This is a genomic window from Natronoarchaeum sp. GCM10025321 (assembly GCF_042663585.1).
Taxonomy (GTDB): domain Archaea; phylum Halobacteriota; class Halobacteria; order Halobacteriales; family Natronoarchaeaceae; genus Natranaeroarchaeum.
In genome coordinates this window covers 2,907,374-2,932,581 of the sequence record NZ_JBHTAN010000006.1, presented here as the reverse complement: position 1 = coordinate 2,932,581, position 25,208 = coordinate 2,907,374, and the positions used below count along the sequence as shown (strand labels likewise).

24 protein-coding genes are annotated in these 25,208 nt (G+C 62.5%); 13 read left to right on the top strand and 11 right to left on the bottom strand.

From position 1 onward, the window contains the following. Positions 1-76 precede the first annotated feature (76 nt). Positions 77-379, top strand: a complete 303-nt coding sequence (locus ACFQL3_RS17960; protein ID WP_377056845.1) for a hypothetical protein — start codon at positions 77-79, stop codon at positions 377-379. A 193-nt stretch (positions 380-572) separates the two neighbouring features. Here the strand turns inward: ACFQL3_RS17960 and ACFQL3_RS17955 are convergent, their stop codons facing one another. Continuing rightward, entirely contained in the window at positions 573-803 is a 231-nt protein-coding gene (locus tag ACFQL3_RS17955) for a hypothetical protein (RefSeq protein WP_377056843.1), read from the bottom strand. Between the two features lie 35 nt (positions 804-838). Between ACFQL3_RS17955 and ACFQL3_RS17950 the strand changes: the two genes are divergently transcribed. Continuing rightward, entirely contained in the window at positions 839-1,312 is a 474-nt protein-coding gene (locus tag ACFQL3_RS17950; RefSeq protein WP_377056841.1) for a cupin domain-containing protein, read from the top strand. Position 1,313: 1 nt separating this feature from the next. Here ACFQL3_RS17950 and ACFQL3_RS17945 read toward each other — a convergent pair whose 3' ends face one another. After that, positions 1,314-2,420: a class I SAM-dependent methyltransferase gene (locus ACFQL3_RS17945; protein WP_377056839.1), complete on the bottom strand. Its 1,107-nt coding sequence runs from the start codon at positions 2,418-2,420 to the stop codon at positions 1,314-1,316. Positions 2,421-2,450: 30 nt separating this feature from the next. Then, on the bottom strand, positions 2,451-3,581 hold the full coding sequence (locus ACFQL3_RS17940; RefSeq protein WP_377056837.1) for a 60S ribosomal export protein NMD3: 1,131 nt from the start codon (positions 3,579-3,581) through the stop codon (positions 2,451-2,453). A gap of 270 nt (positions 3,582-3,851) precedes the next feature. Between ACFQL3_RS17940 and htpX the strand changes: the two genes are divergently transcribed. From htpX to ACFQL3_RS17925, 3 genes are read left to right on the top strand one after another with little or no spacing between them, the layout of a single operon-like run. Next, entirely contained in the window at positions 3,852-4,727 is an 876-nt protein-coding gene (htpX, locus tag ACFQL3_RS17935) for a zinc metalloprotease HtpX (protein ID WP_377056835.1), read from the top strand. A gap of 40 nt (positions 4,728-4,767) precedes the next feature. Beyond that, positions 4,768-5,328, top strand: coding sequence for an AAA family ATPase (locus tag ACFQL3_RS17930; RefSeq protein ID WP_377056833.1), 561 nt, complete (start codon positions 4,768-4,770; stop codon positions 5,326-5,328). Beyond that, entirely contained in the window at positions 5,325-5,741 is a 417-nt protein-coding gene (locus tag ACFQL3_RS17925) for an RNA-binding domain-containing protein (protein ID WP_377056831.1), read from the top strand. The genes ACFQL3_RS17930 and ACFQL3_RS17925 overlap by 4 nt, the downstream gene beginning before the upstream one ends. 3 nt (positions 5,742-5,744) lie before the next feature. Here the strand turns inward: ACFQL3_RS17925 and ACFQL3_RS17920 are convergent, their stop codons facing one another. The 4 genes from ACFQL3_RS17920 to ACFQL3_RS17905 form a co-directional block, all read right to left on the bottom strand. Then, a complete protein-coding gene (locus ACFQL3_RS17920; RefSeq protein ID WP_377056829.1) occupies positions 5,745-6,710 on the bottom strand; it encodes a nucleoside recognition protein in 966 nt (321 codons plus the stop codon). 278 nt (positions 6,711-6,988) lie between these two features. Continuing rightward, a complete protein-coding gene (locus tag ACFQL3_RS17915; protein WP_377056827.1) occupies positions 6,989-7,813 on the bottom strand; it encodes a hypothetical protein in 825 nt (274 codons plus the stop codon). A 115-nt stretch (positions 7,814-7,928) separates the two neighbouring features. Continuing rightward, positions 7,929-8,462, bottom strand: a complete 534-nt coding sequence (locus ACFQL3_RS17910; protein ID WP_377056825.1) for a DUF7344 domain-containing protein — start codon at positions 8,460-8,462, stop codon at positions 7,929-7,931. 221 nt (positions 8,463-8,683) lie between these two features. Beyond that, positions 8,684-9,106: a nucleoside 2-deoxyribosyltransferase gene (locus ACFQL3_RS17905; RefSeq protein ID WP_377056823.1), complete on the bottom strand. Its 423-nt coding sequence runs from the start codon at positions 9,104-9,106 to the stop codon at positions 8,684-8,686. Positions 9,107-10,138: 1,032 nt separating this feature from the next. Between ACFQL3_RS17905 and ACFQL3_RS17900 the strand changes: the two genes are divergently transcribed. The 4 genes from ACFQL3_RS17900 to ACFQL3_RS17885 all read left to right on the top strand — a co-directional run bounded on the left by ACFQL3_RS17900 (position 10,139) and on the right by ACFQL3_RS17885 (position 14,584). Next, entirely contained in the window at positions 10,139-10,750 is a 612-nt protein-coding gene (locus ACFQL3_RS17900) for a hypothetical protein (RefSeq protein WP_377057155.1), read from the top strand. Positions 10,751-10,807: 57 nt separating this feature from the next. Beyond that, a complete protein-coding gene (locus tag ACFQL3_RS17895; RefSeq protein ID WP_377056821.1) occupies positions 10,808-11,947 on the top strand; it encodes a CARDB domain-containing protein in 1,140 nt (379 codons plus the stop codon). A 108-nt stretch (positions 11,948-12,055) separates the two neighbouring features. Next, positions 12,056-13,213 carry a signal peptidase I gene (locus tag ACFQL3_RS17890; protein ID WP_377056819.1) on the top strand — a complete coding sequence of 386 codons (1,158 nt, stop codon included), beginning with the start codon at positions 12,056-12,058 and terminating at the stop codon, positions 13,211-13,213. Between the two features lie 204 nt (positions 13,214-13,417). Next, on the top strand, positions 13,418-14,584 hold the full coding sequence (locus tag ACFQL3_RS17885) for a DUF5305 domain-containing protein (protein ID WP_377056817.1): 1,167 nt from the start codon (positions 13,418-13,420) through the stop codon (positions 14,582-14,584). Between the two features lie 28 nt (positions 14,585-14,612). On the opposite strand, the gene ACFQL3_RS17880 is transcribed toward ACFQL3_RS17885, so the two are convergent. The 3 genes from ACFQL3_RS17880 to ACFQL3_RS17870 form a co-directional block, all read right to left on the bottom strand. Next, complete coding sequence (locus ACFQL3_RS17880; RefSeq protein WP_377056815.1) at positions 14,613-15,791, bottom strand: hypothetical protein; 1,179 nt, start codon at positions 15,789-15,791, stop codon at positions 14,613-14,615. A 211-nt stretch (positions 15,792-16,002) separates the two neighbouring features. Further along, positions 16,003-17,403 (bottom strand): signal recognition particle protein Srp54, encoded by a 1,401-nt coding sequence (locus ACFQL3_RS17875; protein WP_377056813.1) that lies wholly within the window; start codon positions 17,401-17,403, stop codon positions 16,003-16,005. Positions 17,404-17,484: 81 nt separating this feature from the next. Then, complete coding sequence (locus ACFQL3_RS17870) at positions 17,485-18,996, bottom strand: TrkH family potassium uptake protein (protein ID WP_377056811.1); 1,512 nt, start codon at positions 18,994-18,996, stop codon at positions 17,485-17,487. Positions 18,997-19,234: 238 nt separating this feature from the next. On the opposite strand from ACFQL3_RS17870, the gene ACFQL3_RS17865 reads away from it, so the two are divergent. Next, positions 19,235-19,678, top strand: a complete 444-nt coding sequence (locus ACFQL3_RS17865; RefSeq protein WP_377056809.1) for a universal stress protein — start codon at positions 19,235-19,237, stop codon at positions 19,676-19,678. Continuing rightward, on the top strand, positions 19,671-21,962 hold the full coding sequence (locus ACFQL3_RS17860) for an amino acid permease (RefSeq protein ID WP_377056807.1): 2,292 nt from the start codon (positions 19,671-19,673) through the stop codon (positions 21,960-21,962). The genes ACFQL3_RS17865 and ACFQL3_RS17860 overlap by 8 nt, the downstream gene beginning before the upstream one ends. Before the next feature lies 1 nt (position 21,963). Here the strand turns inward: ACFQL3_RS17860 and ACFQL3_RS17855 are convergent, their stop codons facing one another. Continuing rightward, on the bottom strand, positions 21,964-22,104 hold the full coding sequence (locus tag ACFQL3_RS17855) for a hypothetical protein (protein ID WP_377056798.1): 141 nt from the start codon (positions 22,102-22,104) through the stop codon (positions 21,964-21,966). A gap of 338 nt (positions 22,105-22,442) precedes the next feature. Here ACFQL3_RS17855 and ACFQL3_RS17850 point away from each other — a divergent pair, with 338 nt between their 5' ends. Further along, on the top strand, positions 22,443-22,874 hold the full coding sequence (locus tag ACFQL3_RS17850) for a universal stress protein (protein WP_377056796.1): 432 nt from the start codon (positions 22,443-22,445) through the stop codon (positions 22,872-22,874). Positions 22,875-22,877: 3 nt separating this feature from the next. Next, complete coding sequence (locus ACFQL3_RS17845; RefSeq protein WP_377056794.1) at positions 22,878-25,196, top strand: amino acid permease; 2,319 nt, start codon at positions 22,878-22,880, stop codon at positions 25,194-25,196. Positions 25,197-25,208: the final 12 nt, after the last annotated feature.

Below are 25,208 nucleotides of genomic sequence, written 5' to 3'. Positions count from 1 at the left end.
CGGACTCTCGGGACCTTTTCTTACTGAGCGGTCGACCCCCACGAAACGATTAGTACGCCGGAGACGTACTGCCAGTATGCGATCGGAGGAGCGAGCGATCACGGAACGAGCCACGGTCGAACAGTACGAGCCACCGGTGTTCGGCATCGAGCGCGAGATGTGGGTCGCGGAGGACGCCCAGACTGGCTGTACGGGGATCGGACGCGTCGAGCAGGAAGCGCTCGGGAATCTCGTCTCCCTGATTCTCACTCACGAGTCGGCCGCGATGGACGACGGCGAGTACCTGAAGCTACCGGGACAGGTACGAGAGAAGCGGTGGAGCGACGCTGGAGCGCGAAAGCGCCGCGGGCTTGTCGAGCGGTTCTTCGGGGGGTTCTAGAGCACTGACGCGGTCATCGCCACGAGGGACGAGACCATCAGGAACGTCAGGAACAGCGCGAAAATCTGCTGTCGATCCATATACGACGGTACACGTTGGACCGTCATTAATCATGCGGCAAGCGGACGGAACGGGCTCTCGGGAGCTACGGACCGTTCTCCGGCGCTACGCCGGTCAGAGCGCGGTGACACGGCTAGACAGACGCCATGCCGTCTTTGTCCTCCCAGCCGTGCTCCCGGAGCGAGCCTTCGAGCGTCGTGAACTCGACGCCGAAGCACTCGTGAGCGTACTCGGTTGGGACGTGATGGGGCTCGACGCCCTCAGCGAACGCTTCGATGCTCTGGGACCGATATCGGCTCTGAAGACAGCGGGACGACCACGGGACCCGGTCGCTACCGGGGGCGGCCGAATAGCTATACTGCACCCTGAAAAAGTCTCTACCAAGAGGCTGATAAAATCATGAAAATCAACGTCGATGACCTCGACTGGGACGAGTACGATAGGGAGGAAACGCGCTTCCGTCGCAAAGAACTCTCCAGCGCGGCCGACGCCGACGAACTCGGCTGTAGTCTCTACGAGTTAGCGCCAGGAGACCGGTCGTGGCCGTATCACTACCACACCGCCAACGAGGAGGCGCTCTACGTGCTCGCCGGCACCGGACAGTTGCAACGCGAGACGGGACTCGAACCGCTCCGTCCCGGCGACTTCGCGACGTTCCCGCCGAACGAGCGTGGCGGTCACCGGATCCTCAACGACGGCGAGGAGACGCTCCGCTATCTGATGTTCTCGACGATGAACGAACCGGACGTCACGCTCTACCCCGAGATGGAGAAGTTCGGCGTTTTCGTCGGATCGCCGCCGGGCGGACGCGAGGAACGGTCGCTCCATGGCTACTACAACATCGACGACGATGTCGACTACTGGGAGGAGTGACTCACTCGACGCGGACGTCACAGACGACGTGCCAGACGCCCTCGGCGTGGCTCTTGACGCGCCGTCGGCCGACGAACTCGACGCCACGCCCGGCCCGGTCGGCGGTGTCCTCGATCCGCGCAATGGGACGGTCCCACAGTCGCGACTCTGGCGTCGCCGCGTGGACGTGGACGATTCCACCCGAAGCGACGGCGTCGAACGCCGTATCGAGAAACTCGTGGGCCTCCATCGAGCGCGCCCCATCGTCGCGTTCCTGTCCGGCCTCGTCGCTGACGCCGTAGTAGCCCATCACGACGCGGTCCGCGTCCGAGACGTCGACGTCGCGACAGTCCGCACGATAGGCCTCGACGTTGTCAGTCACGTCGTTGAGCACGGCGTTCTCGATGAGATAGCGGTAGGCGCTCGGATTGATCTCCGCCGCGGTGACCTGTGCGCCGGCCCGGGCCATCGGGAGCGTGAAGTAGCCGATTCCCGCGAACATGTCGAAGACGCGCTCGGGGCCGTCGTGGTCGGTCGCCGTTGCGGGGGGGTCCTCGCCAGCGACGACGTCGGCCATTCGGACGCGTTCGGCCTTGTTGCCCGGCGAGAACATCACCTCACGAAGATCCAGCGCGTACCGGGTGCCGTGTTCGGTGTGGATCGTCTCGGTGTCGTCGACGCCGGCGATGACTCGACCGCTCGGCTCTCGGCGAACGCCGGAGACGCCGCCGTCGGCGAGGACGGTCTCGGCCTCGCCGTGGAGGTCGAGCAGTGCCTCGCCGACTTCCTCTTCACGGGGACAGTCCTCAAGCGTGACCAGAACGACACTTCCGATCACCGCCCACGAGGCTGGCGCACGCGCCACCTCCTCGTCGGTCCACCCCCGCTCTGCGAGCAGGTCGGCGAGGTCGGGGGCGCGGAGTTCGGGATCCGTCTGGCGCACGACGTCGAGCACGCTCGTCGCCTGCGGCGGGTCGGTGACCGGGAGCGCTACGGTGCCGTCGTCGTGTTCCGTAACCATCCGGCCGTCGTCGTAGACACCCTCCGATCGGAGCGCCTCGATTGCCACCTCTGTTCGGGGTTTCTCGACGAGCGCGGCGAGGGCAAGTTCATCGCTGTCGCCGCTCATCGCACCCGACCTCGCTGGTCGCGTAGCCGGTCACTCATCGTCGTTTCGCTGCGACCGGTCGTCCTCGGGCAGGACGTGTAGCCCGGCACGGCTTTTCAGCACCGGGACCGTCTCGGCATCCGGATCGAGGTACTCCGGACGCGAAATCGTCTTCGCTCTGTATGTTTCAGGATCGAGCACCTGGACGGCATGCTCGTCCTCGACGGTGACGAGCGTGGTCTCCTCACCGTCGTCGATGGTGCCCAGTCGGCGCGCATCGGGCGAGTCGCCGTCCTCGTAGGACGCCTCGTAGCGCTCGCCGGTCGTCAGATAGGTGCCTTTCAGGTTTCCGCGGGCGCTGGTCACGAGGACCGGTCCTTCGTCGTCGTCTTTCGGGTCGATGACGTGGCCCGGCCGGTACGGCGGCAGGCGGATCGCGTAGGTCACCCGATACACCTCGTTGCCGTCCGAATCCTCGGTGACGAGCGTCTCGGCGTCGGTGAAGTTCCCACCGAACTCGTTGACGACGCGCTGGGAGACTTTCATCCCGATCTTGTTCGTCGAGAGGCGGATGTTCAGTCCGTCGTCGTTCTCCGTCATCTCCGTGACGAAGGCGTCCCGGTCGCCCGTGGCCTCCATCTCGGCGACGACCTCGTTTGCGATCTCTTTCGTGCGCTCGATCTCGTCCGAGGTTGGCGTCCGGTCGACGCCCCGCAACTGGACGATGCTGGCGTAGTAATCGCCGGAGATGCGGCCACAGCGCTGGCAGGTCTGTCGCGAGATTTTCACTGGCACGGTCACCTGCTCCTCGACCGGTTCGTCGCCGACGAGGCCGGTGAAGTAACAGTGCATCCGGATCGTCGTCTCGTCGACCTGCTCGGGTTCGACCTGCCAGGAGAACTCGTCGGTATCGATGTGGACGGCCAGCGCCTCGGTCACTTCGTCGATTGCGACGTCGGTGTAGTCCTCCGCGCCGATATCGACCCAGCGATTGCCACGGTGGACCGCGCCGCAGGTCGCACAGGCCAGCACCTGCACGCGGTCGGGCGCATCGATCAGCTCGAACTCGTCGAAGTAACAGCTATCGCAGATGGCGGCGTCGCCGCGGCGGGCCTCGCGGACCTCCAGTGGCGTCTCGATGGAGTCACCACAGCGCGGGCAGAACGCACGGGATTCACTCATTGAACGTCTGTACGCCCCTGTGGCGTTTAAGACCGGCGTTCCGACGACCGTTGCAGGTCTCGCATTCGCGGCCGGTCCGTAGTCGTCGACCTGTACCTCGCTGTAGTCGTCGTGATTGGAGAGACAGGGAAGTAGGCCCCACTGTTCGAAAGGATGCCCGTCCGAAGGGCGAATAGGGCGTCGTTGTTACCCGGTATGGGCTGGGAGGACGTCTTCCAATTATCGAACAAGTTAGTACGTCTTAATGCCGTTGAGCACATACCTGTATCCATGCAGTGGAAAGCCGACTGGGGACTCCGCGCTCGGATGGGAGTGACGATGTTCCTGCTGTTTGCACTCTACATCGTCTTCTTCGCGGGTATCTGGGTTTACACCGGCGGGAGTATACTGGTCGCAGGACTGTTGATCGGCGGCTTCTCGTTCGTACAGTACTTTTACAGCGACAAACTGGCGCTCAGAAGTATGGGCGCGAAGATGGTGAGCGAGGAGGAGTATCCGCAGTTGCACGCACAGATCGGGCGACTCTCACAGCAGGCCGACCTGCCGAAGCCGAACGTCGCTGTCGCCGACGACAAGGTGCCGAACGCCTTTGCGACCGGCCGGAACCAGCGTAACGCCGCGGTCTGCGTGACGACCGGACTGTTGCAGCAACTGAACGACGACGAGGTGGAGGGCGTACTCGCCCACGAACTCGCCCACATCAAGAACCGGGACGTCATGGTGATGACCATCGCGTCGTTCCTGTCGACGCTCGCGTTCATGATCGTCCGCTGGGGCGCGTTCTTCGGCGGGGGGCGGAACCGACAGGGCGGCGGGATCATCGTTGCCATCCTGATCTCGCTGGTCGTCTGGGTATTCAGCTACATCCTGATCCGCGCGCTCTCGCGCTACCGCGAGTACGCGGCCGACCGTGGGGCCGCCTCGATCACGGGCAAGCCGGCGGCGCTCGCCTCCGCGCTGATGACTATCTCGGGTGAGATGGAGAAGATTCCGAGCGACGACATGCGTGACGAGGCGGAGATGAACGCCTTCTTCATCATCCCGGTATCGAAGGGCGCGATCGCGAAGCTCTTTAGCACGCACCCGCCGACCGAGAAGCGCATCGAACAGCTGAACCAGCTCAGCGCCGAGATGGAAGGTCGCTGATTCACAGCGCTTAAGCGCGCGTCGGCGCTACCTCTCGCTAATGAGAGTTATCGGAACCGTCGGCCTCGCCGGAAGCGGGAAAGGCGAAGCCGCGGCCGTCGCCGAGGAGCGGGGCGTGCCGGTCGTGACGATGGGAGACGTGATCCGTGAGGAGTGTCGCGACCGCGGGCTCGATCCCGCGACACACCACGGCACGGTGGCACAGGCGCTCCGCGAGGAGAACGGCCCGGCAGCCATCGCAGAGCAGTCACTCCCGCTGCTTCGTGATGCGCTCGAAGAACACGATACCGTTCTCGTCGACGGGATCCGGAGCGGCGTCGAGGTCGACGTCTTCGAGGAGGCCTTCGGCGACGCGTTCTATCTCGTCAGCATCGAGGCACCGTTCGAGACGCGGGCCGAACGCATCAGTGAGCGCGGCCGGGACACGGAGGCCAAAGACGGCGGCGAGGCGCTGCGCGAGCGCGACGAGCGCGAACTCGGCTTCGGGATGGACGAGGCGATGGAGCGGGCGGACCTGACGATAGCGAACACCGACTCCCTTGAGGCGTTCCGGCAGCAGTTCGAGCGCGTCATCGAGGGAACCCACGAGCACGTACAATGATATACAGCATCGACGTCGAGATTACGGCACCGGTACGGGATACCGAGGTTACTGACCGCGTACGCGACGCGGTGACCAATCTCTTCCCGGAAGCAGAACTGACGGAAACACACGGCGAGATTCAGGCAGAAGCCCACTCGATGGATCACTTCTCCGAACAGCTACACAGACAGGCGATCCTCGATACGGCACGCGGCGCGTTCTTCGAGAACCGCAACCGCGACGTCTTCACTTTCGAACTGAAGAAACAGCCCGCCTTCGAGGGCGTGATTAACTTCGCGGTCGGCAACCCGGACGAACTGGGCGATATCCACGTCCGCGTCTACGTCGACAAGCCAAGCGTCGAGGAGTTCGTCGATCAGATCGCGCCACGTACCGAAGAGGGACAGCCGGTCACGGGCGAGGAGAACTGACTGTCACGGCAGAAGCAGGAGCAACGCGACTGTCAGGCTGATAAACGCTATTTTCAACACCGTGTTGACGATGATCACCTTCGTCCCGAACTCGGCCCCCCAGATGCCGTACTGGAACGGGATCGACCGCTTGAACGTCGAAAAGGCGAAGGAGACGACGCCGCCGACGAGCATGGCGACCACCGCCTGGGTAGTCGTAAACGGATCGCCCAGTTGTGGTGCGATGGCGACCGCGCCTGCCGTCGTATCGACCGCGTACACGGCGATCACGGGGATCGACTCGGGGGGGAGTCCAAGCAGTCCCGACAGCGGCGCGGCGAAGTCGAGCGCTTCCGCGACGTCATAGGTCTCGACCAGGACGACCACGACCGTGTAGATGATTGCCAGGCGCGGGACGATCCGCCGGAGGAGTGTCCAGGTACTCCGGAGTGCGCTCAGCACCTTCTCGCGCCGGGTCGGTTCTTCATCGTCCGGCGCGTCGACCGACGGCGCTGCCGCGGGATCGACGTTGCGCTCGGAGAGGAGGAGCGCGCCGCCGAGGATGCCGGTGAGCGTGATCGCTAGCGCGATACCGGCCCGCGCGCCGACGTAGAGGACGCCGACCTGCAGGCCGAGGATGGGGATCAACACGGGAATGTAGAACGTGAAGATGTGCTGGACGAAGCCGAAGAAGGTGTTAATCGTCACTGCGACGAGGGTCGCCCGGTCGTCGAGCAGGCCGGACTCGCGGAACTCCGCGAGCATCCCATAGCCCGCGGTGGTAGAGGTTGCGGTGGTGAGGATAGCCGTTCCCACCTCGTCAGGGAGGTTCGCGGGCCCGGTGAGCGGTCTGGAGAGGACGGCGACGTACTCGACGGCTCCGAACTCCACGGCAAGGTTGGCGAGCGTGACGCCGACGCCGATTGCGAGGGCGATGCCGAGGACGCGCGGGAGGACGTCAGAGAGGAGGAGGGAGGGGAGGGTTGTCACGGTCGTGTGTTGGATCGCACAAAAAAATGGTTAGCGATCGGCGTCCGGAGACCAGAGAATCATCTACGATACAGAAAGATGGTTCGCAGCCGATCACACAACATGAATTAACCCGGCAAACAGATCTACTGCTTGAAAAATAAAAGAAAATTTATAATAATTCGAGAAGTCGCTATCACCCACCGAGGAGAACAGCGGTATTGATCCTATATATATAGATCATCCTACTGATTTGAATGCGAAGAGATGGTAGGCTACACAAAAATCGTGGGTCTAAACTAGGGGCGTAGTTCTACAATAGCGCTCGAACCGTCTTCGGCTCTCACGGTTAGATCAACGTCATCAACCCCGAAGTTTTTGTCAGAAGCGTCTCGGAAGCGAAGAAACTCGAAACTTGCCTGATCGGAGGGAGCCAAGGTCACTTCCTGACCACCGATGACATCAACGATAGCACCACCGACCGTAATTACTTCATCAATTATCTGCGTCCCGTTCCGCTCCAAAATCGTGTCGCTGTTTTTCCCTCCAACTTTCTCAGCTAACGGGTTCGTCCGGTCGACGCCAAATCCATTGAGCGTCACCTCCTTGCTGCTCTCGTTAGTAAGTTTAAATTCGTACTTCCCACTGTTGCCAGCAGCTGAGACTGTACCGGTGACTTCTCTGATAGCTGCAACTTGAGGGATATCGAACACCCGATCCAGATTTATATTTCCAACTGCATCGCCGGCCGAGTCGAGGAGTTCCGCCGAAATAGTCACAGTAGCCTCTTGATCGCCCCCAGCAAGCGCCACGTCTTGTGAAGTTCCAGCACCGATCGTAAAACTGACTGGTGGTGACTGGTAGGTGTCATCCCCGTTCACGTCGAACTCGATGTCATCGTTACTGTCGAGTGTGACATCCATTGTAAGGTTGGCTGTGTTGTTCGTGAATGAGGGGGTCGTATCCGCCGCAGTTCCCTCGACCCCGAGCAAAGCGTTCGGATCGTCGGCGGCGTTCACCGAAATCCCCCGACCGGCGGACACAGAGCTAAACGCGCCAGTACCGTACAGCGTACCGACGCCGATTGAGGAGGCCCCTAGCCCCAGGAACGCCCGCCGTTTCATTACTAAATTATACGTTCTCAAGCATTATAACTGCTGTGAACGTGTTTATCTAGTAACTAAACAGTAAAAGCTTGGAAACCCGGAGACGCCGTCGACGTCGACCTCACCACCGATCTTACGGTGGCCGTTCCATCTCTCCGAGCCGGTTCTGTCGACCCTGATAGACGTGATAGCCTGCCGAACCAGCAAACAGCACCAGCACCGCAAACGCCCACCCGAGCTCCGGCACAGCCTCAGTAGGGAGAACCTCGAACCAGACCCCCGTGAGCACCATCCCGCCGATGATCGACAGCCCGAGATAGTACTCGCCCCACGGGATCGAGTCGCCGGGGACGATATCCATGTAGACCTCCATCTGCTCGGCCTGCTCGGTCAGCGTCACCTCGCCGTTCTCGTACTCGACCATCCCCGCTTCGTCGAGCGTCGGCAGGTGGGTCTGCTGCAAGGAGGTGTAGACGCGCTTGCGCTCGGCGGAGTCGAGTTCCACGATCTCCTTGTCGAGTTCCCAGGCCGCGACCTGCTCGGCGAGGTCCGAGACGGTCACTGTCTCGCCCTGCTGCTTGCAGAAGTGGATCGTGTACCGACGGCGATGATTGCTCAGGAGATCGAAGATCTCGCCCTGGTCGGGCATCTCGTCGGTAGTCGACATAGAGAGTAGTTATTGCAGGGGATGTAAGGATAGCTGTTAGTTGTTTCGGGTTACAAGAGAAGTAGTTAAGCTGAGTGTTGCTGGTCTCGACGTCAAGAGAACCCCGAAAGCCCCTGCCCGCTCCGGCCAGCCCCTTTCAGTCCCGCCCACGTTCCTGAGTGGGCGAGTGCTGTCGTGGGGAAGACGGGCTAGCGGAAAATTGTGGGTGGTCCTTCCGTGTCTCAGACGTGCTCGGTTAGGAACTCCTCGATCGCCGGTTCGACGTCCGCGAGCGTTTCGTACTCGACGACGCGTGCGTCGGCGTTCCCGCGCACCATCGCCGACAGTTCGTGTTCGGAGTCGGGACGGTACAGACAGAGCACCGGGATCTCCCACGCGACGGCCCGCCCGAGTTCGTAGCCGACGCCCAGACTGGGAGTGGTGACCTCCGCGACGACGGCGTCGGCCTGCCGAAGCCATTCGACGTCTTGCTCGTAGATGTCCGTATCTGTGAGGCCGGCGTCCTGTTCCTTCTGTTCGACGTTCTCCTCGCCGATGTGTTCGGTGAGGACGTCGCCGTGCTGTTCGAGAACGTCGATGAGGTCAGCGTAGAGGTCAACGTCGGAGCGTCCGCCGCGGATGGAGGCGCTGAAGAATATGTCCATATCAAAAGATTTCATATCTTAATAATATAACGGGGGAAAGAATAGATATAGACTGTGATATTAAATAGCCTTTTACTGGCAATATCAGCTGCTGTCAGTAGCCGTTATTGTCATTGTGCCACCAGAAACGCTACTATTGGTATCGACTGATATTGTAAGATCTGTTGAAGGACTGGCGCCTCCCGATGCATCAAGTGAAGTACTGGCCGGAGTAACCGTAACGCCAGTAAGACTGCTATCGTCGATAGTCAGAGTAACCGGGTTAGAGCCAGCGTTTGTGATGGTCAATGCCGCATCGAACGTGGTAGTAGCATTGTCGTTGATCTGGTCAAGTTGGATGCCGATTATACTCTCACTGTTCGTTCCTGTTGGCGCGCTATCAGTGAGGCCGGTATAATTGCTCTCGTTGACAACTAGTTGGAGCAATCCTGCCGAATCGCCCGCTGTATTGACTGTAACCTGCCGGTCAGCTTCCACACTACTGAACGCGCCCGTACCGAATACTGCGCCACCGCCGACTGTCAGTGCACCGAGTCCGACCAGAACGCTTCGTCGATTTGATTTCATTGTTGAGTCTTTGCGCTTAGTATGCGCTTACCCATATGTAGTAACTACACCCACATTGTATTAGGGGGCTTGAAGTGTCACTGCCTAGCCGATACTGTCTTCAAGCCGGGCTTGAACCCACTCGCATACCGCGATTCGGCAAAATCGATGTCTCGATAGCCATGGCTAGCAGCATCACGGAAGAAGTAGATATTGCCGCAAAACCCCGCGATATGCAGTCTCAATGCGGTTGATCCGACGTCAACCGCGCGTGACGACCACCGCGAGCCGCCGATCGAATCCGTCGAAACGCTGCTTCAAGCCCACCCTGCGGTTCGGCAGGCGCGGGCGTAGTAAGTTCAAGCTACTCAATACAAAGTAGATAGGGTCCTGAGTAGTAGTTAGAAAGTCGGTCGGTAATCCGATCCTACGGATTCCGACGCAGACTGTACGGAGAAATTACCAATGCCAACGAGTAGACGTAACATGATAGTCGGATTGGGCGCACTAACAGTAGGCGGCGGCGCAGTTTTCGGATCGGGTGCGTTCAGCCAGACGCAAGCACAGCGTAGTCTCGAAGTCAACGTCGTCACAGGAAGCGACCTGGCAGAAGAGTTCGTCGACATCGTTATCGACTCGAATAGCTACGATAGTATCGCGCTCCTTGACGAAGGCGGCTCGGAAATCACGACGCCAGGGAATGAATTCCCCACGGCTCCTGACACTGACTATAATCAGGACCCTGCGACGAATAATGACTTCGACGGGAATGCGGTCAGCGTCATGGATCAAGATGTGACGGTCGTGTTCGGCACAGGCGCTCTGAGTGGCGGACAGGACCTCCCAGCGAACTCAACAGTGACCTACAACGATCTGTTCCACATCGTCAACGACAGTGCTACCACTACTGATGACTTCGACGTGACGTTCGGTCTCGATGGCGGAAATTATAATCTCTCGTTCAACAGTCCCAGCATGAACCCGACAAATGTCGGATCTGGAAGCACAACAACAGTTGGCGAAACTGTTCTTGAAACGGGTGGTAGCTCCGACAGCACCGGGACCCTCACGATCACAATCACGAAGAATAACCCGTAGTCAACGCCCAGAAATCCGAGACCGGGCATTACCATCCCGATCTAATGCATCGTCGATATGCCACCAACCAGAGTCCTACTCACCGCCGCGGTCTGCCTGCTTTTGCTGTTCGCAGTGCCGGCTGTGGCCGCACAGGAGGACTCTCCCGGAGGAGACATCGTCATCGAACCCACCGACGACAGCGTGGCGACGGTCGAGGACGGGGAGATCAAGATTTCCGTCGACGTGGTGCCGTACTCGAAGTCGAGCGTCGACGAGGCGTTCCGGATCAGATCGACCGGCGACGACGAACAACGGGTCTGGGTCAGTAGCGATGTCGACGGCGTCGAGTTCCACCGGAGCGATACCGGCGAGGCAGTCGAGCGAGTGAGGCTGGATCCCGGCGAGTCCGTCGGGGTAGGGCTGACCGTCGACAGCACGCAGGATCTGGACGGCGAGTACTTCACGATCCGCATCGAGAGCGAGGACGACGAATCGGCGTCGATCGGAATCACCGACGTGACCGTCGAACCGGAGGAAATCGTTGCGGGCGAGACGGCGACGGTGTCCGCGACCGTCGAGAACAGCGGCGACGCGCGCGGCATCCAGACGGTGCGCCTCGAAGTCGACGAGACGGTGGTCGCCCAGCGGGATGTCCGGCTGTCGGCAGGCGAGAGGCAGGTGGTCACGTTCGAGCGGACCTTCGAGCAGGTCGGGGCGTTCGACGTCAGCGTCAGCACGGTCCGGGGCGTGACGATCTACACGACCAGTGCGGGGAGGATGGTCGTCAGGGAGCCACCCGACGGCCCCGCCTTTGAGGTAACTGAGGCCTCGCTGTCGGCGACCAACATCGATCCCGGCGACGCCGTCGACGTCACGGCGACAGTGGCGAACGTCGGCGATCAGGATGGGACGTTCACGGCCGAGTTGGCGGTCGACGGTATCGTCTACCAGAGCAAACCCGTCACCGTCGCGGCAGGCGAGGAAGCGACGGTCACGTTCACGCGGCAGTTCACCCGCGGTGGAACGCTGTCGGTGAGCGTGAGCGGGGCCGACGCCGGCACGGTGACCGTGGGGTCGTCGGGCGGAACCGTCCAGGAAACCGCACAGCGGTATCTGGCCAACCCTGCCACCGCGACGGTCGGCGTCGCGGCCCTGTTCGGACTCCTGGCGATCGGCCGCAGTAGCATCTGGGAACTGGTCCGCCGCTACGTCTGACCGGCGGGGAGTAAATATATCACCCGGTGAGCACCAACGTAGGTGTATGCACGATGCTTCCCGGATACTATCGGGTCGGCTTCCTCCGGGCGGCACGCGGGGGACGCCATGACGCTCAGATCGTACGCGGAAGCGGCGCTCGGCACGGCACTGGTCGTGCTCGTCCTCGCACTCTTGCTTGGGCAGTTGCTCGGCCAGCCAATCTTGCTCGGCTTCGTCTCTACGGGAAGCATGGAGCCGGCGGTAGACGCCGGCGACGGGTTCGTTGCGGTCCCGGCCCTGCTCGCGGGCGACGTCAGCGAAGGCGACATCGTCGTCTTCGATGCCGAGGAGCTACAGGGCGGTGGGCTGACGACCCATCGCGTCGTCGGCGAGACCGACGAGGGATACGTGACCAAAGGTGATGCCAACCCGTTTACCGATCAGGACGGGGGTGAACCACCGGTGTCCGAGGGACAGATCGTCGCGCACGCGCTCCAGGTTGGGGATACCGCCGTGACGATTCCCCATCTCGGGACGGGGATCATGGGGGTCCAATCGGCGGCCGACGGCCTCCAGCAGTCGGTCGTCTCCGCGGCCGGCGGCGGGGGGGGACTGGAGCGGACACAGATGGGCGGCGCGTTCGTCGCGCTCGGCGTCTTTTTCATCGGGGTTGCCGCGCTGACGGGGTCGAGAGGCGCCCGCGAGATCCGCCGGTCGAGTTCGCGCCCCGATGTCGTCGGAATCTGGGTAGTGGGTGGCGCGGTTATCGTCGTCCTCGTCGTCGCCGCGACTGCGGCGATGGTCGTCCCCGCCGGAATCCAGGAATATGGCGTCGCGAGTGCCGAATCCCCGGGCGAGGACCCGCTGGTGATCGAAGCCGGCGGGAGTTCGACGGTCGAGCATTCAGTCCGCAACGACGGGTTCGTCCCGGTTGTCGTGTTCTTCGATCCCGGGGAGGACGTCTCCACCTCGCCCGATCGGACGTGGGTGAGCAGGGATTCGACTGCGGAGACCAGCGTGACGCTTTCGGTTCCCGAAGCGGAGGGACGGTACACACGGTACGTCACAGAACACCGCTATATCGTGGTACTCCCGCCAACCGTAATCGCGGCGTTGCACTCGATCCACCCGCTTGTTGCATTGTTGACGATCAACGTCGTCATCGCAGTGGGCGGCCTGCTCGCGATCGTCGTCCTGTTCGGAACGGGTGACATCCGACTCCGGTCGGGCAAGGACGTTCCACTGATGTATCGGCTCCGCCGCAAGCTTCGAAAGTGGCTCTGATGACGGTTCTGACGGCAGGACGGGTGAAACTGTTCCGCAAACGGTCTTTCCAACAAAATTATATCAGTGGAGTTCCTGTATAGGAATAGCTTACCGTAGAGAATCCACCGGTACGAGTCCGGGTTCCGACGGAGAGCGAGGCAATGACCTCGTCGTGGCTTCATCGAACCTGCCGACGACTCGACACCAACTCACTTCCCAAAGATGCCACTGATCGATGATCCCCGCGCGAAACTGCTGATCGCGAACCACGGTCGGAGAGTCATGATCGCACTGGCAGTCGCGGGTCTGCTCGCGCTGATCGTCGCGGCGGGAATCGCATTAACGCCCCCCACGACGATGGCGACCGAACAGACTGACAGACAAACCATAGAGACGACAGGAGCGGTCAGCGCCGACGTCGTCGACGAAGAGGAGTGGGACGGAATCTCGGACGACGGGTCGACGTATCTGATAGATGCCTCGCCAGTCGTCGATATCGAACCGCGGACGACCGCGCCGGACGGGACAGAGGTAACTCACAGGGCGACCGTACAGATCGAAGGCTCCCGTGACGGCGACGTGTTCTGGTACGAGGAGAAAGTACTCGCAAAAGAGGCGGTAACCGTCGAAGACGGCGAGGCAACGTCGTCGGTATCGATCGACGTGGTGGACCTCCAGCAGGACCTCGCCGACCTCCAGCAACGCCTCGCCGGCGTCGGGAGCGTACAGACCAGCGTACACCTACAAACCGAGTACGATACCGGACGATACCAGGGCGATTTGAGCACGTCGAGCAATCTGATCGTGACCGACCGGGCGTACTGGTTCGAGTCCGACCTCTCCGACTCGGCGTCCCCCGACACGACGGTGACCGTCGAACGGACCGAGTCGCCGAACTGGCTCGCAGTATCGCTATCCGGCCTCGTGGGCCTGTTGCTGTTGACCGGTGCCGGGACGGTTCGAGCGGCGGATCCCGAGAGCATGGATATCGACGCGATCAAACAGGAGATCCACCGGCGTCGCTACGCGGACTGGATCTCGACCGGATCGATCCCGATGTGGGTCGGAAACAACTATATCGAACTCGATACGCTCGAAGACGTCGTCGACGTCGCTATCGACACCAAAGAACGGGTCGTCCACGACCGGCGACGGGACCTCTTCGCGGTCATCACCGGTAACGTCGTCTACTACTACAGCAAGATCGGCAACTGGGACGAGGGCGCGTGGCCGAGCATGGACCTGCCCGAACCCGATGAGTCGGTCAACGTCGGCGGGGGGACGATGGATCCGCCAGGGGGGTCACCACGAGACGAAGAGCCTGAAGAGTCGGAGGACAGCGACGACGGGCCCGGAAACTGGGACGAGGACGTCTGGCAGGATCTATAACGGAAAGAGCGTCTCGGACGAGCGACGATCAGCAGTTCACAACAGCATCGAGCGCCGCCTGGCCTGCATCGGAGCGGGTCTCCGCCTCGCGAAGTTTTCCGTCGTCCGCGGCGGTGGCCGCGGCATCGAACTCTTCTGCGGACGTCTGAAGGTTCTCTGCACGGCAGCGGGCCTGCTCGAACTGCGTCTCGAACTCTCCTGCAGGTCGTGAGTCGTCGGCCACCTCCTCGGACGCCGCCGCGAACGAGTCCTCGGCCGCCGCGAAGGCATCGCTTGCGGCATCGAAGTTCCCGTCCTCGAACTGGTCGCGGCCCTCGATCAACCGCTCGCGCCCCTCAAGCATCGACTCGTGGCTCGACGAAAGTCGGGTCAGGGAGTCGCTTCGACCGATAGCACGCTGGAACTCCGCGTCGAGTTCCTCGTGGGCGTCCGAGCGGCCGCCAGCAAACGTCGAACCGGCCGACTCGAACGCCGTGGTCGCGTCGGCGAAGGCCGCTCGCGCGTCGCTGTAGGTTTCGGCCTCGAACTGGCTCTGGGCCGTGTCGATGTGGTCGACACCGTCGAGTAGCGTCCCGTAGCCCGCAGTCAGCGCATCGAACCCATCGGTGAAGGCGACGAGTTTGGCAAAGCCCTCGGCGACAGTCTCGAACTCCGCGTCGAGCGCGGCCAGACGGTCACTGTCGACGGTGTCGCGGCTCTCGACGCCGGCGTCCCGTGCAGTGACAGCGCGCTCGACGGTCTCGCGGGCCGCACTGACGCTCGATTTGAGTCGGTCGATCTGTTCCGGATCGAACGTCTCGTCGGAGTCAGCGAGTTGCTCCGCGCCGCCGAGTAGCGCGACGAACATATCGATCATCGACTCGACGAGACCGACGTACTTGCGAACCGCGGCGATGTCGTCGGCCTTGCTCCCGTCGTCGGCGGCCTCAGCATCATCGAGCGCGGTGCGGGCCTCTTCAAGCCGGTCGCGTGGCTCCGTTTCGTCGAACTCTATCGTCGTCGGGTCGTCGAACTGGGTATCGACGGCATCCAGCGATAGGGCGGCCGTGTTCGCCAGTCCGACGGCGGTGGTGACGTTGTTTGTGACTTCGTTGGCGGGGTTCCGTTCGGGCACAGCGCCGTCATCATCGCCGAGGATGGAGGTACAGCCGGTCAGTCCGGCAGTTCCACCGACCGCGGCGGCAGCGAGAAATCGTCGTCGTTCCATACCGCTGTTCAGCCGTCGGACGAACTTAACGGTTATCGCCGAACGGTAAGAAGACCTTACCGGTGGCTGGCGGCCGACTCCGCCGGGTACTTCACTCACGTCGGACGATTCCACTGGATGAGCTATCGGAGTAGTTCAAAACCCAAAGTAGATCGTACCGAAAGGTAAACTGAGAGGCTGGAGTCCCAGCCGGTTCGGCAGGAGGGTCCGCTCAGAACGGGCCGTCGCCGCCGCCACCGAGACCGCCCATCCCGCCACCGCCGCCGCCCTGCTGTTGCATCTTCTTCATCATCCGCTGCATGTCGCCGTCGCCCATCCCCTGGAACTGCTTGATGGTCTGTTCCATCATCTTGTGCTGCTGGAGCAGTTCGCGGACGCGCTCTTCGGGCTTGCCGCTTCCGCGCGCGATACGTTCGATCTGGCTGGCACCGATCGCACGCGGGTATTCGAGTTCGTCCTCGGTCATCGAATCCATCACGACGTCGAAATCGAGCATTCGCTCCTGTGTGACGTCCATCGCGTCGTCCGGTAGCTGGTCCATCATCCCGCCGCCCATGCCGGGGATCATGTCCATCACCTGATCGAGCGGCCCCATGTTGTTCATCGCCTCCATCTGTTTTTGCATGTCCTTGAGAGTGAACGATCCCTGGAGCATGTCTTCGGGGTCCCAGTCGTCCTCCTCCATCCCCGTCTCGTCCATCGCGCGCTCGACGCGCTCGGCGAGCTGTTTGAGGTCGCCCATGCCGAGCAGTCGGGAGATGAAGCCGCTGGGCTCGAACCGTTCGACGTCGCCGACCTCCTCGCCGGTGCCGAGGAAGGCAATCGAGGAGTCGGTCTGGTCGACAGCGGTCAGCGCGCCCCCACCTTTCGCCGTCCCGTCCAGTTTGGTGATCATCACGCCGTCGATGCCGATCGACTCGTCGAACTGCTGGGCCTGCTCTTTCGCGCCCTGTCCGATCGCCGCGTCGAGCACGAGCAGGTTGCGGTCGGGATCGACGACGTCTTCGATCTGCTCGATCTCGTCGATCAGGTCGTCTTCGAGCGCGTGCCGACCCGCCGTGTCCACGATGTGGACGTCGGCATCCTCGGTGGCTTCGAGGCCCTCGCGAGCGATCTGGACCGGATCCTCGGCGTCGGGATCGCCGTAGAACTCCACCTCGGCCCGGTCGGCCATCTCCTTGGCCTGGTCGTACGCGCCCGGGCGGAAGGTGTCAGTCTGGATGACTGCGGGACGAAGCCCCTTCTTCGAGAACCACCACGCCATCTTGGCGGCGGAGGTCGTCTTTCCCGACCCCTGAAGCCCGGCGAGCATGATCGTCTGTTCTTCGAGCGGGAGCTCGGTGCTCTCGCCGACCAGCGCGACCATCTCCTCGTAGACGATCTTGAGGACGTGATCGCGGGCCGACGTCCCTGCCGGCGGCTCCTCTTCAAGTGCGCGTTCTTCGATGCTGTCGGAGAGACCCTGAACGAGTTCGATGTCGACATCGGCCTGGATCAGCGAGCGCTGGATCTCGCGGACGACGTCCTCGACATCGTCTTCCGTGATACGAGTCTGTCCCTGTAGTTTGTCGAGCGTCCCGCGAAGGGACGTTCCGAGATCGTCGAGTACCATTTACTACTCGGTAGGCGAGCCAGTCGGTAAAGCCTTTCTCGCTCGGGTCACCAGGAGCCGATCGCGAGGGGACGTGAGAGGTCACGACCGCCAGAACGACGGTGTGAGCAACACGAGCACGGGGATGATCTCGATGCGGCCGATCCACATCCACAGCACCATTCCGGTCTTTGTCGTCATCGAGAACACGTCGTAGGTGCCGTAGGGACCGGCCGGTCCGAACGCGGGGCCGATGTTGAGGAAGGTCGAAGCGGCGGCTCCGAGCGCATCGAACTCGTCGAACCCGCCGATATCGTATAGCCCGGAGCGCGCGCCATCGACGACGATCACGACCGTCACCAGGAAGACGCCGACGATAGCGACGAGCGTGTACGAGTAGATGTCGCGGATCGTCTCCTCGTCGATTGGGGTGTCGCTCAGGCGGAGCGGACGGACCGCGCCCGGGTGGACCGACGTGAAGAGATCCCGGCGAAACGCCTTGAAAATGACCAGCCAGCGCAGCGACTTGATCGAACAGGTCGTCGACCCCGCCATCCCACCGAGGAACATACACATCAACAGGAGGTGTTTGGCAAAGGGCGACCACTGATTGAAGTCCGCGTTCGCGTAGCCCGTCGTCGTGATGATCGAGACGACGTTGAACAGGGACTGACGGACCGTATCGTGGAGGCCGTCGCCTGTCGGGTTCTCCTTGAGCGTCAGGATCGTGAACACGAGCCCCGAGAAGACGAGGACGGTTCCCAAGTAGAAGTGGAACTCCTCGCTCTCGCGGAGTCGGTCGACGTCACCTCGCAGGACGAAGTACATGAGGACGAAACTGGTCGACCCGAGGAACATGAACGGGATCAGCGCCCACTGGACGATCGGCGCGAACGCCTCGACGCTGAGCGGTTCCGGAGAGAACCCGGCAGTCGAGACGCTCGTAAAGGCGTGGGCGACGGCGTTGTACAGGTCCATATTCGGGGCGAGCCCCGAAAGACCGAGCGCGTAGAGGACGACGATCGCCGCAACGGTGAGCCCGGCGTATAGTTTCAGAATCAGGCGCGCCGTGTCCCTGATTCGGGGGGTGAGCTTGTCGACGTTCTCGTACTGCGTCTCGGTCTCCATCAACTGTGCCCCACCGACCGACAGTCGCGAGAGGACAGCCGTCACGAGGATGAGAATTCCGAGACCGCCGAGCCACTGGATCAGCTGTCGCCACATCATGATCGACCGGGCGTGGATGTCGAAGCCCCGGAGGACGGTTGCGCCGGTCGTCGTGATGCCGCTCATCGACTCAAAGGCGGCGTTGACCGGATGAGCGATCGTCCCTCGACCGGCGAGAACGAACGGGACCGCGCCGACGAGGGCGACCAGCAGCCAGGCAAGTGCGACCATGAGAAACGCCTCCCGCGGGCCGAGGTCGTCGTCACTCTCGAACTGCTCGAAGAGCACGCCGACGAGGAGCGTGAGCGCGATCGTCACGAGAAACGGCACGAGCGGCTCCCGGTAGTAGACTGCTAGCGCAAGCGGAAAACAAAGCGGGAGTGCCAGATACTTGAGGACGGTTCCCGTGAGGTTCAGGCTCTCCCGCCAGTCGACCCGGATTCTCATGGTCGTCGGGACACGATACTGCTTGTGCCCTCTCGGTAATTAAGTCCAGTCATCCATGTCGTCTGATGGCTCACGAACGAACGCATTCGTACGTATTCAGCCCATGCTCAGCAAGTGCGAATGACTTATCAACGTTCCCCGACATCCGTTCGACAATGATACAACTGTCCGACAGCAGCGGTACATCTGGCTGCCGGAATCGTTTCGCCGACCAGCACTCGCGGGGTCGGTGGAACTGATGACCGGGGACCTCCTTCAGCGGCTGGTGCTCCCCGTCGCGAGCGACGACGACGCCGAAGCGACCGCACGAGCAGTCGAACCCTATCTGACCGACGAAACGGTGCTATCAGTCGTTCACGTCGTCGAAAAAGCGGGCGGCGCGCCCGACAAGGCGGGCGTCGAACAGCGCGAGGAGTACGCCGAAGCGGCGCTCTCGCTCGTCGAGGACTACTTCGCGGAGCACCCGGTAGCAGTCGAGACCGAGATCCTGTACGGCACCGACGTCGTCGAAACTGTCGTCGACCACGCGCATTCGTTCGATGCGACTGCAATTGCCTTCCTGCCGCGCGAAGCCGGGATCCTGACGCGGCTTCTCACCGGACAGACGACGGTATCGATGGTTACAGACACCGACCTACCCGTAATCGTCCTGCCGGATCCGGACGGAGACGACGATGAGTGACGAGGAACTCGCCAAGGATCTCGGCCCGCTCGCCGCACTGACGATCGGAATCGGGACGATGATCGGTGCGGGGATCTTCGTGTTGCCCGGCCCCGCCGTCGAGCGCGCCGGGTCGCTGGTCGGCGCAGCGTTCGTCATCGGTGGGCTGGTCGCCGTCCTAACCGCGTTCGCCGTCGCCGAACTCGGGACGGCCATGCCCAAGTCCGGCGGGATGTACTACTACATCAACCACTCGCTCGGGCCGCTGTTCGGATCGATCGCTGGCTGGGGAAACTGGCTGGGCCTCGCCTTTGCGTCGGCGTTCTACATGATCGGCTTCGGAGCGTACGTCAGCGAGTTCTTCCCGCTTCCGGCGATCGATCTGATCGTGATCACGTTCGAGTCGGCGCAGGTGTGGGGCCTGCTCGGCGCGGCGCTGTTCGTCACGGTCAACTACGTCGGCGCGAAGGAGACCGGACGACTCCAGAACATCATCGTCCTCTCGTTGCTGGGCATCCTGACGCTGTTTACCGTCGTCGGCATCTGGAACGCCGACCTCTCGTCGCTGACGCCGGTCAACGCCGAGTGGTACAACGAACTACTGCCAGTGACGGCGATCGTCTTCGTCTCCTATCTCGGCTTCGGTCAGATCGCCTCCGTCGGCGAGGAGATCAAAAACCCGGGCCGGAATCTTCCCCTTGCCATCGTCGGCAGCGTCGTCTTCGTGACGATCCTGTACGGCCTGCTGATGGTCGTGATGCTCGCCGCCGTCGACGTCAGCCTGGTTGCGGGCAACGAGACCGCCGCCGTCGACGCGATGAAGGTGATGATGGAGCCGTTCGGCCTCGCGTCGATCGGCGGCGCTATCGTTCTGGTCGGCGCGCTACTTGCGACCGCATCGTCGGCGAACGCCTCGATCCTCGCGTCCTCGCGGATCAACTTCGCGATGGGCCGGGATCGGATCGTCACCGAGGAGCTCAACGCGATCCACGAGCGGTTCTCGACGCCGTATCGCTCGATCGCGCTCACCGGCGCGCTGATCCTCGGCTTCATCGCCTACGGCGACGTCGAGATGCTGGCGACCGCCGGGAGCGTCCTCCACCTGATCATCTTCGCACTCATCAACGCGGGCCTGATCGTGATGCGCGAGGCGAACCCGCCGGAGTACCAGCCCGCTTTCCGGGTGCCGCTATACCCCGTCACGCCGATCGTCGGTGCGATCGCATCGATCGCACTGATCCGGTTCATGTCCGGCACCGTCATCGCGCTGTCGATCGGCTTCGTCGTCGGTGCCGCGCTGTGGTATCTGCTGTACGCGCGAAAGCACGTCACGAAACAGGGGATTCTCGGGCAGTACGTCCAGGGTCGTGCCGACGAACTACCCGATGCGGCGGTCGACGCCGTCGACTCCGTCGAACCGGACCACGCGAACCCGACCGGCGTCAAGACCGCCGGTCCCGACGTAACCGGCGACGACTTCCGCGTGATGGTGCCGCTGGCGAACCCCCGGACCGAAGACGAACTGCTAACGCTGGCGGGTGCAATCGCCAAACAGCGGGGTGGCACGGTCCACGCGGTCCACATCGTGCAGGTCCCCGATCAGACGCCGCTGGATCGCGGGGCTACGCAGGTCGACCGGATCGACGCCGAGTCCGAGAAACTGCTGGCCCGTGCACGAGAGAACGCCGAGACGTTCGGAGCACCGCTGGAAACACATACGATCCTCTCGCACCGCTCGTTCGAGGAGATCTTCGACGCCGCCCGAACCTTCGAGGCCGATCAGGTCGTGATGGGGTGGGGACCACACGCCCACGGTCGCGTCGAATCCCGCGTCGACGAGCTAACTCACAACCTGCCCTGTGACTTCCTCGTCCTGAAAGACCGCGGCTTCGATCCCTCGCGGATCCTGCTGCCGACCGCGGGCGGCCCGGACTCCGTGCTCGGAGCGGACGTGGTTCGACTGCTCCAGTCCGAGTTCGACTCCGAAGTAACCCTGCTGCACGCCGTCGGCGAGGACGAAACCGAGGCCGAGGCCGAGGCGTTCCTCAAGGAGTGGGCGGCAGAGAACGAACTCGAAGACGCCGAGCGGATCGTCGACGCCCGTAGCGTCGACACGTCGATTGCGGCCGCAGCGGAGGACGCGACCCTGCTGGTCATCGGGGCGACAGAACGCGGCCTGCTCTCGCGACTCCTCAACGAGGCGCTCGTGATGAGTGTCCTCGACGACGTGGACTGCTCGGTGCTGCTGACCGAGAAACAGCGCAAGCGGACACTGCGCGAGCGGTTGACCGGGCTGTCGAAGTAGCTTACGCCGTCGCTCGGTACGGTGTAATCGTCTCCCGGTCGAGGCCGATTTGCGAGACGGCGGTGACGACGTCGTCCAGTCGGATCGTCTCTGGTGGGGCCTTCACGTCCTCCAGATCGCCGCGTGGATACGTTCTGTACACCGTTCATCAGCGCATAGACGATCCGTCGGTCGGTCTCGCCGAGTCGCCAGTTCGTACGGGTTCTATCTCGGCACCCTATACAGTGCCCGGATCGCAAAAGAGGAGAAAAAAGAGAGAAGAGTGTAGATATGGAAACAATACCGCCCCGATGTGACCAATTCATAGACAGTATCACAGATCTTATAACGGCACCGCTGGAACGGACAGAGTAATGATCGACCCATCACGCGCACCGTGGATCGGACCGCCTTCCCGTACCGAGAGGAAGTCGCGTGTCGCTGTCCCGACGAACGAGGGACCAGCCGATGAACGCCGGTTCGAGCTAAGCGGTGATCAAAATGGATAAGGACACCTTCGAGCGGGTCCTTGTGCCGATCGCAAGCGAGGCGGATGCCGAGTCGACCTGTAAGGCTCTGCAGGAGTATCTACCTGAAAACGGCGCTGTCGTCCACATCGTCCACGTGATCGAGAAGGCGGGCGGTGCCCCCGACAAGGCGGGCGTCAGTCAGCGCGAGGAACGGGCAGAGCGGATCTTCGAGCACTCCCAGTCCGTCCTCGGGGAAACGACGACATCGCTCGAAACGGAGATACTCTACGGTACCAGCATCGCGGAGACGGTGCTGGATCACGCCCGGTCGATCGACGCCTCGGCGATCGTCTTCACGCCCCGTGGCGCAAGCCGGTGGGTGAAACTGCTCACGGGGAGCGTCGCGGAAAAGATCCTAGTCGGGACCGATCGGCCCGTCATCGTGCTGCCACAGGAGGACTGACGGATGGCCGACGAGGAGCTCGCGAAAGACCTCGGCCTGGTCTCCGCAATGATGATCGGCATCGGGACGATGGTCGGGGCAGGGATCTTCGTCTTGCCGGGGATCGCCGCCCGTGAGGCCGGTCCGATCGTCGTCCTCTCCTTTGTAATCGGGGGGATGATCGCGATGATCAACGCCCTGGCGGTGAGCGAACTCGGAACGGCGATGCCGAAAGCCGGTGGCGGTTACTACTACATCAACAGGGCGCTCGGTCCGATGTTCGGCTCGGTCTCCGGAATGGGCGACTGGATGGGACTGGCCTTCGCCTCGGCGTTTTACTGTATCGGGTTTGGCGGCTACCTGACCGGGCTACTCGACGGGACGGTGCTTGCGCTCCCGACGCTCGATTTCGGCCTGTTCATGCTGCAGGACATCCAGATCGGCGGGCTGATCGCCGGGTCGATCTTCATCGGGGTCAACTACATCGGCGCAAAAGAGACCGGCGGGATCCAGACGATTATCGTCTCCTCGCTGCTGTTGATCCTCGCGGTGTTTTCCTTCTCGGGGCTGTTTTATTTCGACTGGGGCACCGTGATTACCGACGGCAGCGTCGCACCGCTGGGTACGACCGAGATCCTCCCCGGCACTGCGCTCGTGTTCGTCTCCTTCCTCGGCTACGCCAAGATCGCGACCGTCGCGGAAGAGCTGAAAAACCCCGGCCGGAACCTTCCGATCGCGATCATCGGGAGCGTCGGCATCGTGACCGTGATCTACGCGATCATCGTCGGTCTGATGGTCGGGATCATCCCCTACGATCAGCTTTCCGAAGAGGTCCCCGTCTCGCAGGTGTCGGAGATCACCTTCGGAGCGCTACCGACACTCGGTTCCGGGCCGCTGTCGCTGTCACTGAGCGCGGTCGGCGTGACGGGGATCACCGTCGCTGCGCTGCTGGCAACGGCGTCGTCGGCCAACGCCTCGATCCTCTCGTCGGCCCGGATCAACTTCGCGATGGGCCGTGACAGGATCGTCACCGACTGGCTCAACAAGATCCATCCGACCTACGCGACGCCGTACCGCTCGATTGCGCTCACCGGTGGGATGATACTCGTCTTTATTATCGCGCTTGGCCAGGATCTGAAGATCCTCTCTAGCGCGGCGAGCGTCCTCCACCTGATCGTTTATGGGCTGATGAACGTCGCACTGATCACGTTCCGGGAATCGGACGTTCCTGGCTACGATCCTGACTTCCGGGTGCCGTTCTACCCGATAACGCCGATTCTCGGTGTCATGCTGTCGTTTGGCCTCGTATACTTCATGGATCTGGAAGTGATCGCTCTCAGCATGGCCTTCGTTGTGGCGGCGCTACTGTGGTATCTGTTCTACGCACGCGGAGAGGCCACCGAGGACGGCGTTCTCGGCCAGCAAATCCTCGAACGCTCCGAGGAGATGCCCGACGCCGCGGTGTCGGCCGCCGAAGCCGCCAGTCCCGACGAGACCCGGCCCTACCGGGTGATGGTGCCGCTCTCGAACCCACGCACTGAGGGACCGCTCCTGGATCTTGCCGGTACGATCGCCAAGGAACGGGAGAACGGCATCGTCCACGCCGTCCACATCGTGCAGGTCCCCGATCAGACGTCGCTCAATCGGGGCGCAGAACAGCTCGACCGGATCGACGATGAATCGGAGAAACAGCTCAAACGTGCCCGCGAGCAGGCCGCCGACAGAGACGTCGAGATCGAGACGTCGACGATCCTGTCTCATCGCTCGTTCGAGGAGATCTTCGACGCGGCGCGGCAGTTCAAGGCCGACAAAGTCATCATGGGCTGGGGCGGTGGCCGGCCGTGGACTGCGGGCCGAGCCGAGCGGCCGATCGACGAGCTAACCCACGACCTGCCCTGTGACTTCCTGGTCCTGAAAGATCGCGATTTCGACCCATCGAAGATCCTCATCCCGACTGCGGGCGGCCCGGACTCAGACCTGAGCGCAGAGTTGGCGCGGACGCTCCGGTCGGCGGTCGAGTCGGAGATCAGCCTGCTCCACGTCGTCGACAGTGAAGACGAGCGCGAGGCGGGCGAGCAGTTCCTCGCGGACTGGGCGGCCGAGCACGGCTTCGGCGACGCAGTGCTCAGGGTCGATGACTCCGGCGACGTCGAGGGAGCGATCGCCGAGGCCGCGGAGGATCACACACTCGTGCTACTCGGTGCGACCGAGCGCGGGCTGCTCTCGCGGCTGGTGAACCGCTCGCTGGCGCTGGATGTCGTCGACGAGGTCGACGCGTCCGTGATCCTGGCCGAACGACCGACCGACCGGTCGCTACGCCAGCGGCTGTTCGGGCGGCGATAGGGTCCTCGACGG

Bases quoted from the DNA above. Each gene is read 5' to 3' on its own strand.
- ACFQL3_RS17960 (WP_377056845.1), top strand. From the start codon at position 77: ATGCGATCGGAGGAGCGAGCGATCACGGAACGAGCCACGGTCGAACAG.
- ACFQL3_RS17950 (WP_377056841.1), top strand. From the start codon at position 839: ATGAAAATCAACGTCGATGACCTCGACTGGGACGAGTACGATAGGGAG.
- ACFQL3_RS17945 (WP_377056839.1), bottom strand. From the start codon at position 2,420: ATGAGCGGCGACAGCGATGAACTTGCCCTCGCCGCGCTCGTCGAGAAA.
- ACFQL3_RS17940 (WP_377056837.1), bottom strand. From the start codon at position 3,581: ATGAGTGAATCCCGTGCGTTCTGCCCGCGCTGTGGTGACTCCATCGAG.
- htpX (WP_377056835.1), top strand. From the start codon at position 3,852: ATGCAGTGGAAAGCCGACTGGGGACTCCGCGCTCGGATGGGAGTGACG.
- ACFQL3_RS17930 (WP_377056833.1), top strand. From the start codon at position 4,768: ATGAGAGTTATCGGAACCGTCGGCCTCGCCGGAAGCGGGAAAGGCGAA.
- ACFQL3_RS17925 (WP_377056831.1), top strand. From the start codon at position 5,325: ATGATATACAGCATCGACGTCGAGATTACGGCACCGGTACGGGATACC.
- ACFQL3_RS17915 (WP_377056827.1), bottom strand. From the start codon at position 7,813: ATGAAACGGCGGGCGTTCCTGGGGCTAGGGGCCTCCTCAATCGGCGTC.
- ACFQL3_RS17910 (WP_377056825.1), bottom strand. From the start codon at position 8,462: ATGTCGACTACCGACGAGATGCCCGACCAGGGCGAGATCTTCGATCTC.
- ACFQL3_RS17905 (WP_377056823.1), bottom strand. From the start codon at position 9,106: ATGGACATATTCTTCAGCGCCTCCATCCGCGGCGGACGCTCCGACGTT.
- ACFQL3_RS17900 (WP_377057155.1), top strand. From the start codon at position 10,139: ATGATAGTCGGATTGGGCGCACTAACAGTAGGCGGCGGCGCAGTTTTC.
- ACFQL3_RS17895 (WP_377056821.1), top strand. From the start codon at position 10,808: ATGCCACCAACCAGAGTCCTACTCACCGCCGCGGTCTGCCTGCTTTTG.
- ACFQL3_RS17890 (WP_377056819.1), top strand. From the start codon at position 12,056: ATGACGCTCAGATCGTACGCGGAAGCGGCGCTCGGCACGGCACTGGTC.
- ACFQL3_RS17885 (WP_377056817.1), top strand. From the start codon at position 13,418: ATGCCACTGATCGATGATCCCCGCGCGAAACTGCTGATCGCGAACCAC.
- ACFQL3_RS17880 (WP_377056815.1), bottom strand. From the start codon at position 15,791: ATGGAACGACGACGATTTCTCGCTGCCGCCGCGGTCGGTGGAACTGCC.
- ACFQL3_RS17875 (WP_377056813.1), bottom strand. From the start codon at position 17,403: ATGGTACTCGACGATCTCGGAACGTCCCTTCGCGGGACGCTCGACAAA.
- ACFQL3_RS17870 (WP_377056811.1), bottom strand. From the start codon at position 18,996: ATGAGAATCCGGGTCGACTGGCGGGAGAGCCTGAACCTCACGGGAACC.
- ACFQL3_RS17865 (WP_377056809.1), top strand. From the start codon at position 19,235: ATGACCGGGGACCTCCTTCAGCGGCTGGTGCTCCCCGTCGCGAGCGAC.
- ACFQL3_RS17860 (WP_377056807.1), top strand. From the start codon at position 19,671: ATGAGTGACGAGGAACTCGCCAAGGATCTCGGCCCGCTCGCCGCACTG.
- ACFQL3_RS17850 (WP_377056796.1), top strand. From the start codon at position 22,443: ATGGATAAGGACACCTTCGAGCGGGTCCTTGTGCCGATCGCAAGCGAG.
- ACFQL3_RS17845 (WP_377056794.1), top strand. From the start codon at position 22,878: ATGGCCGACGAGGAGCTCGCGAAAGACCTCGGCCTGGTCTCCGCAATG.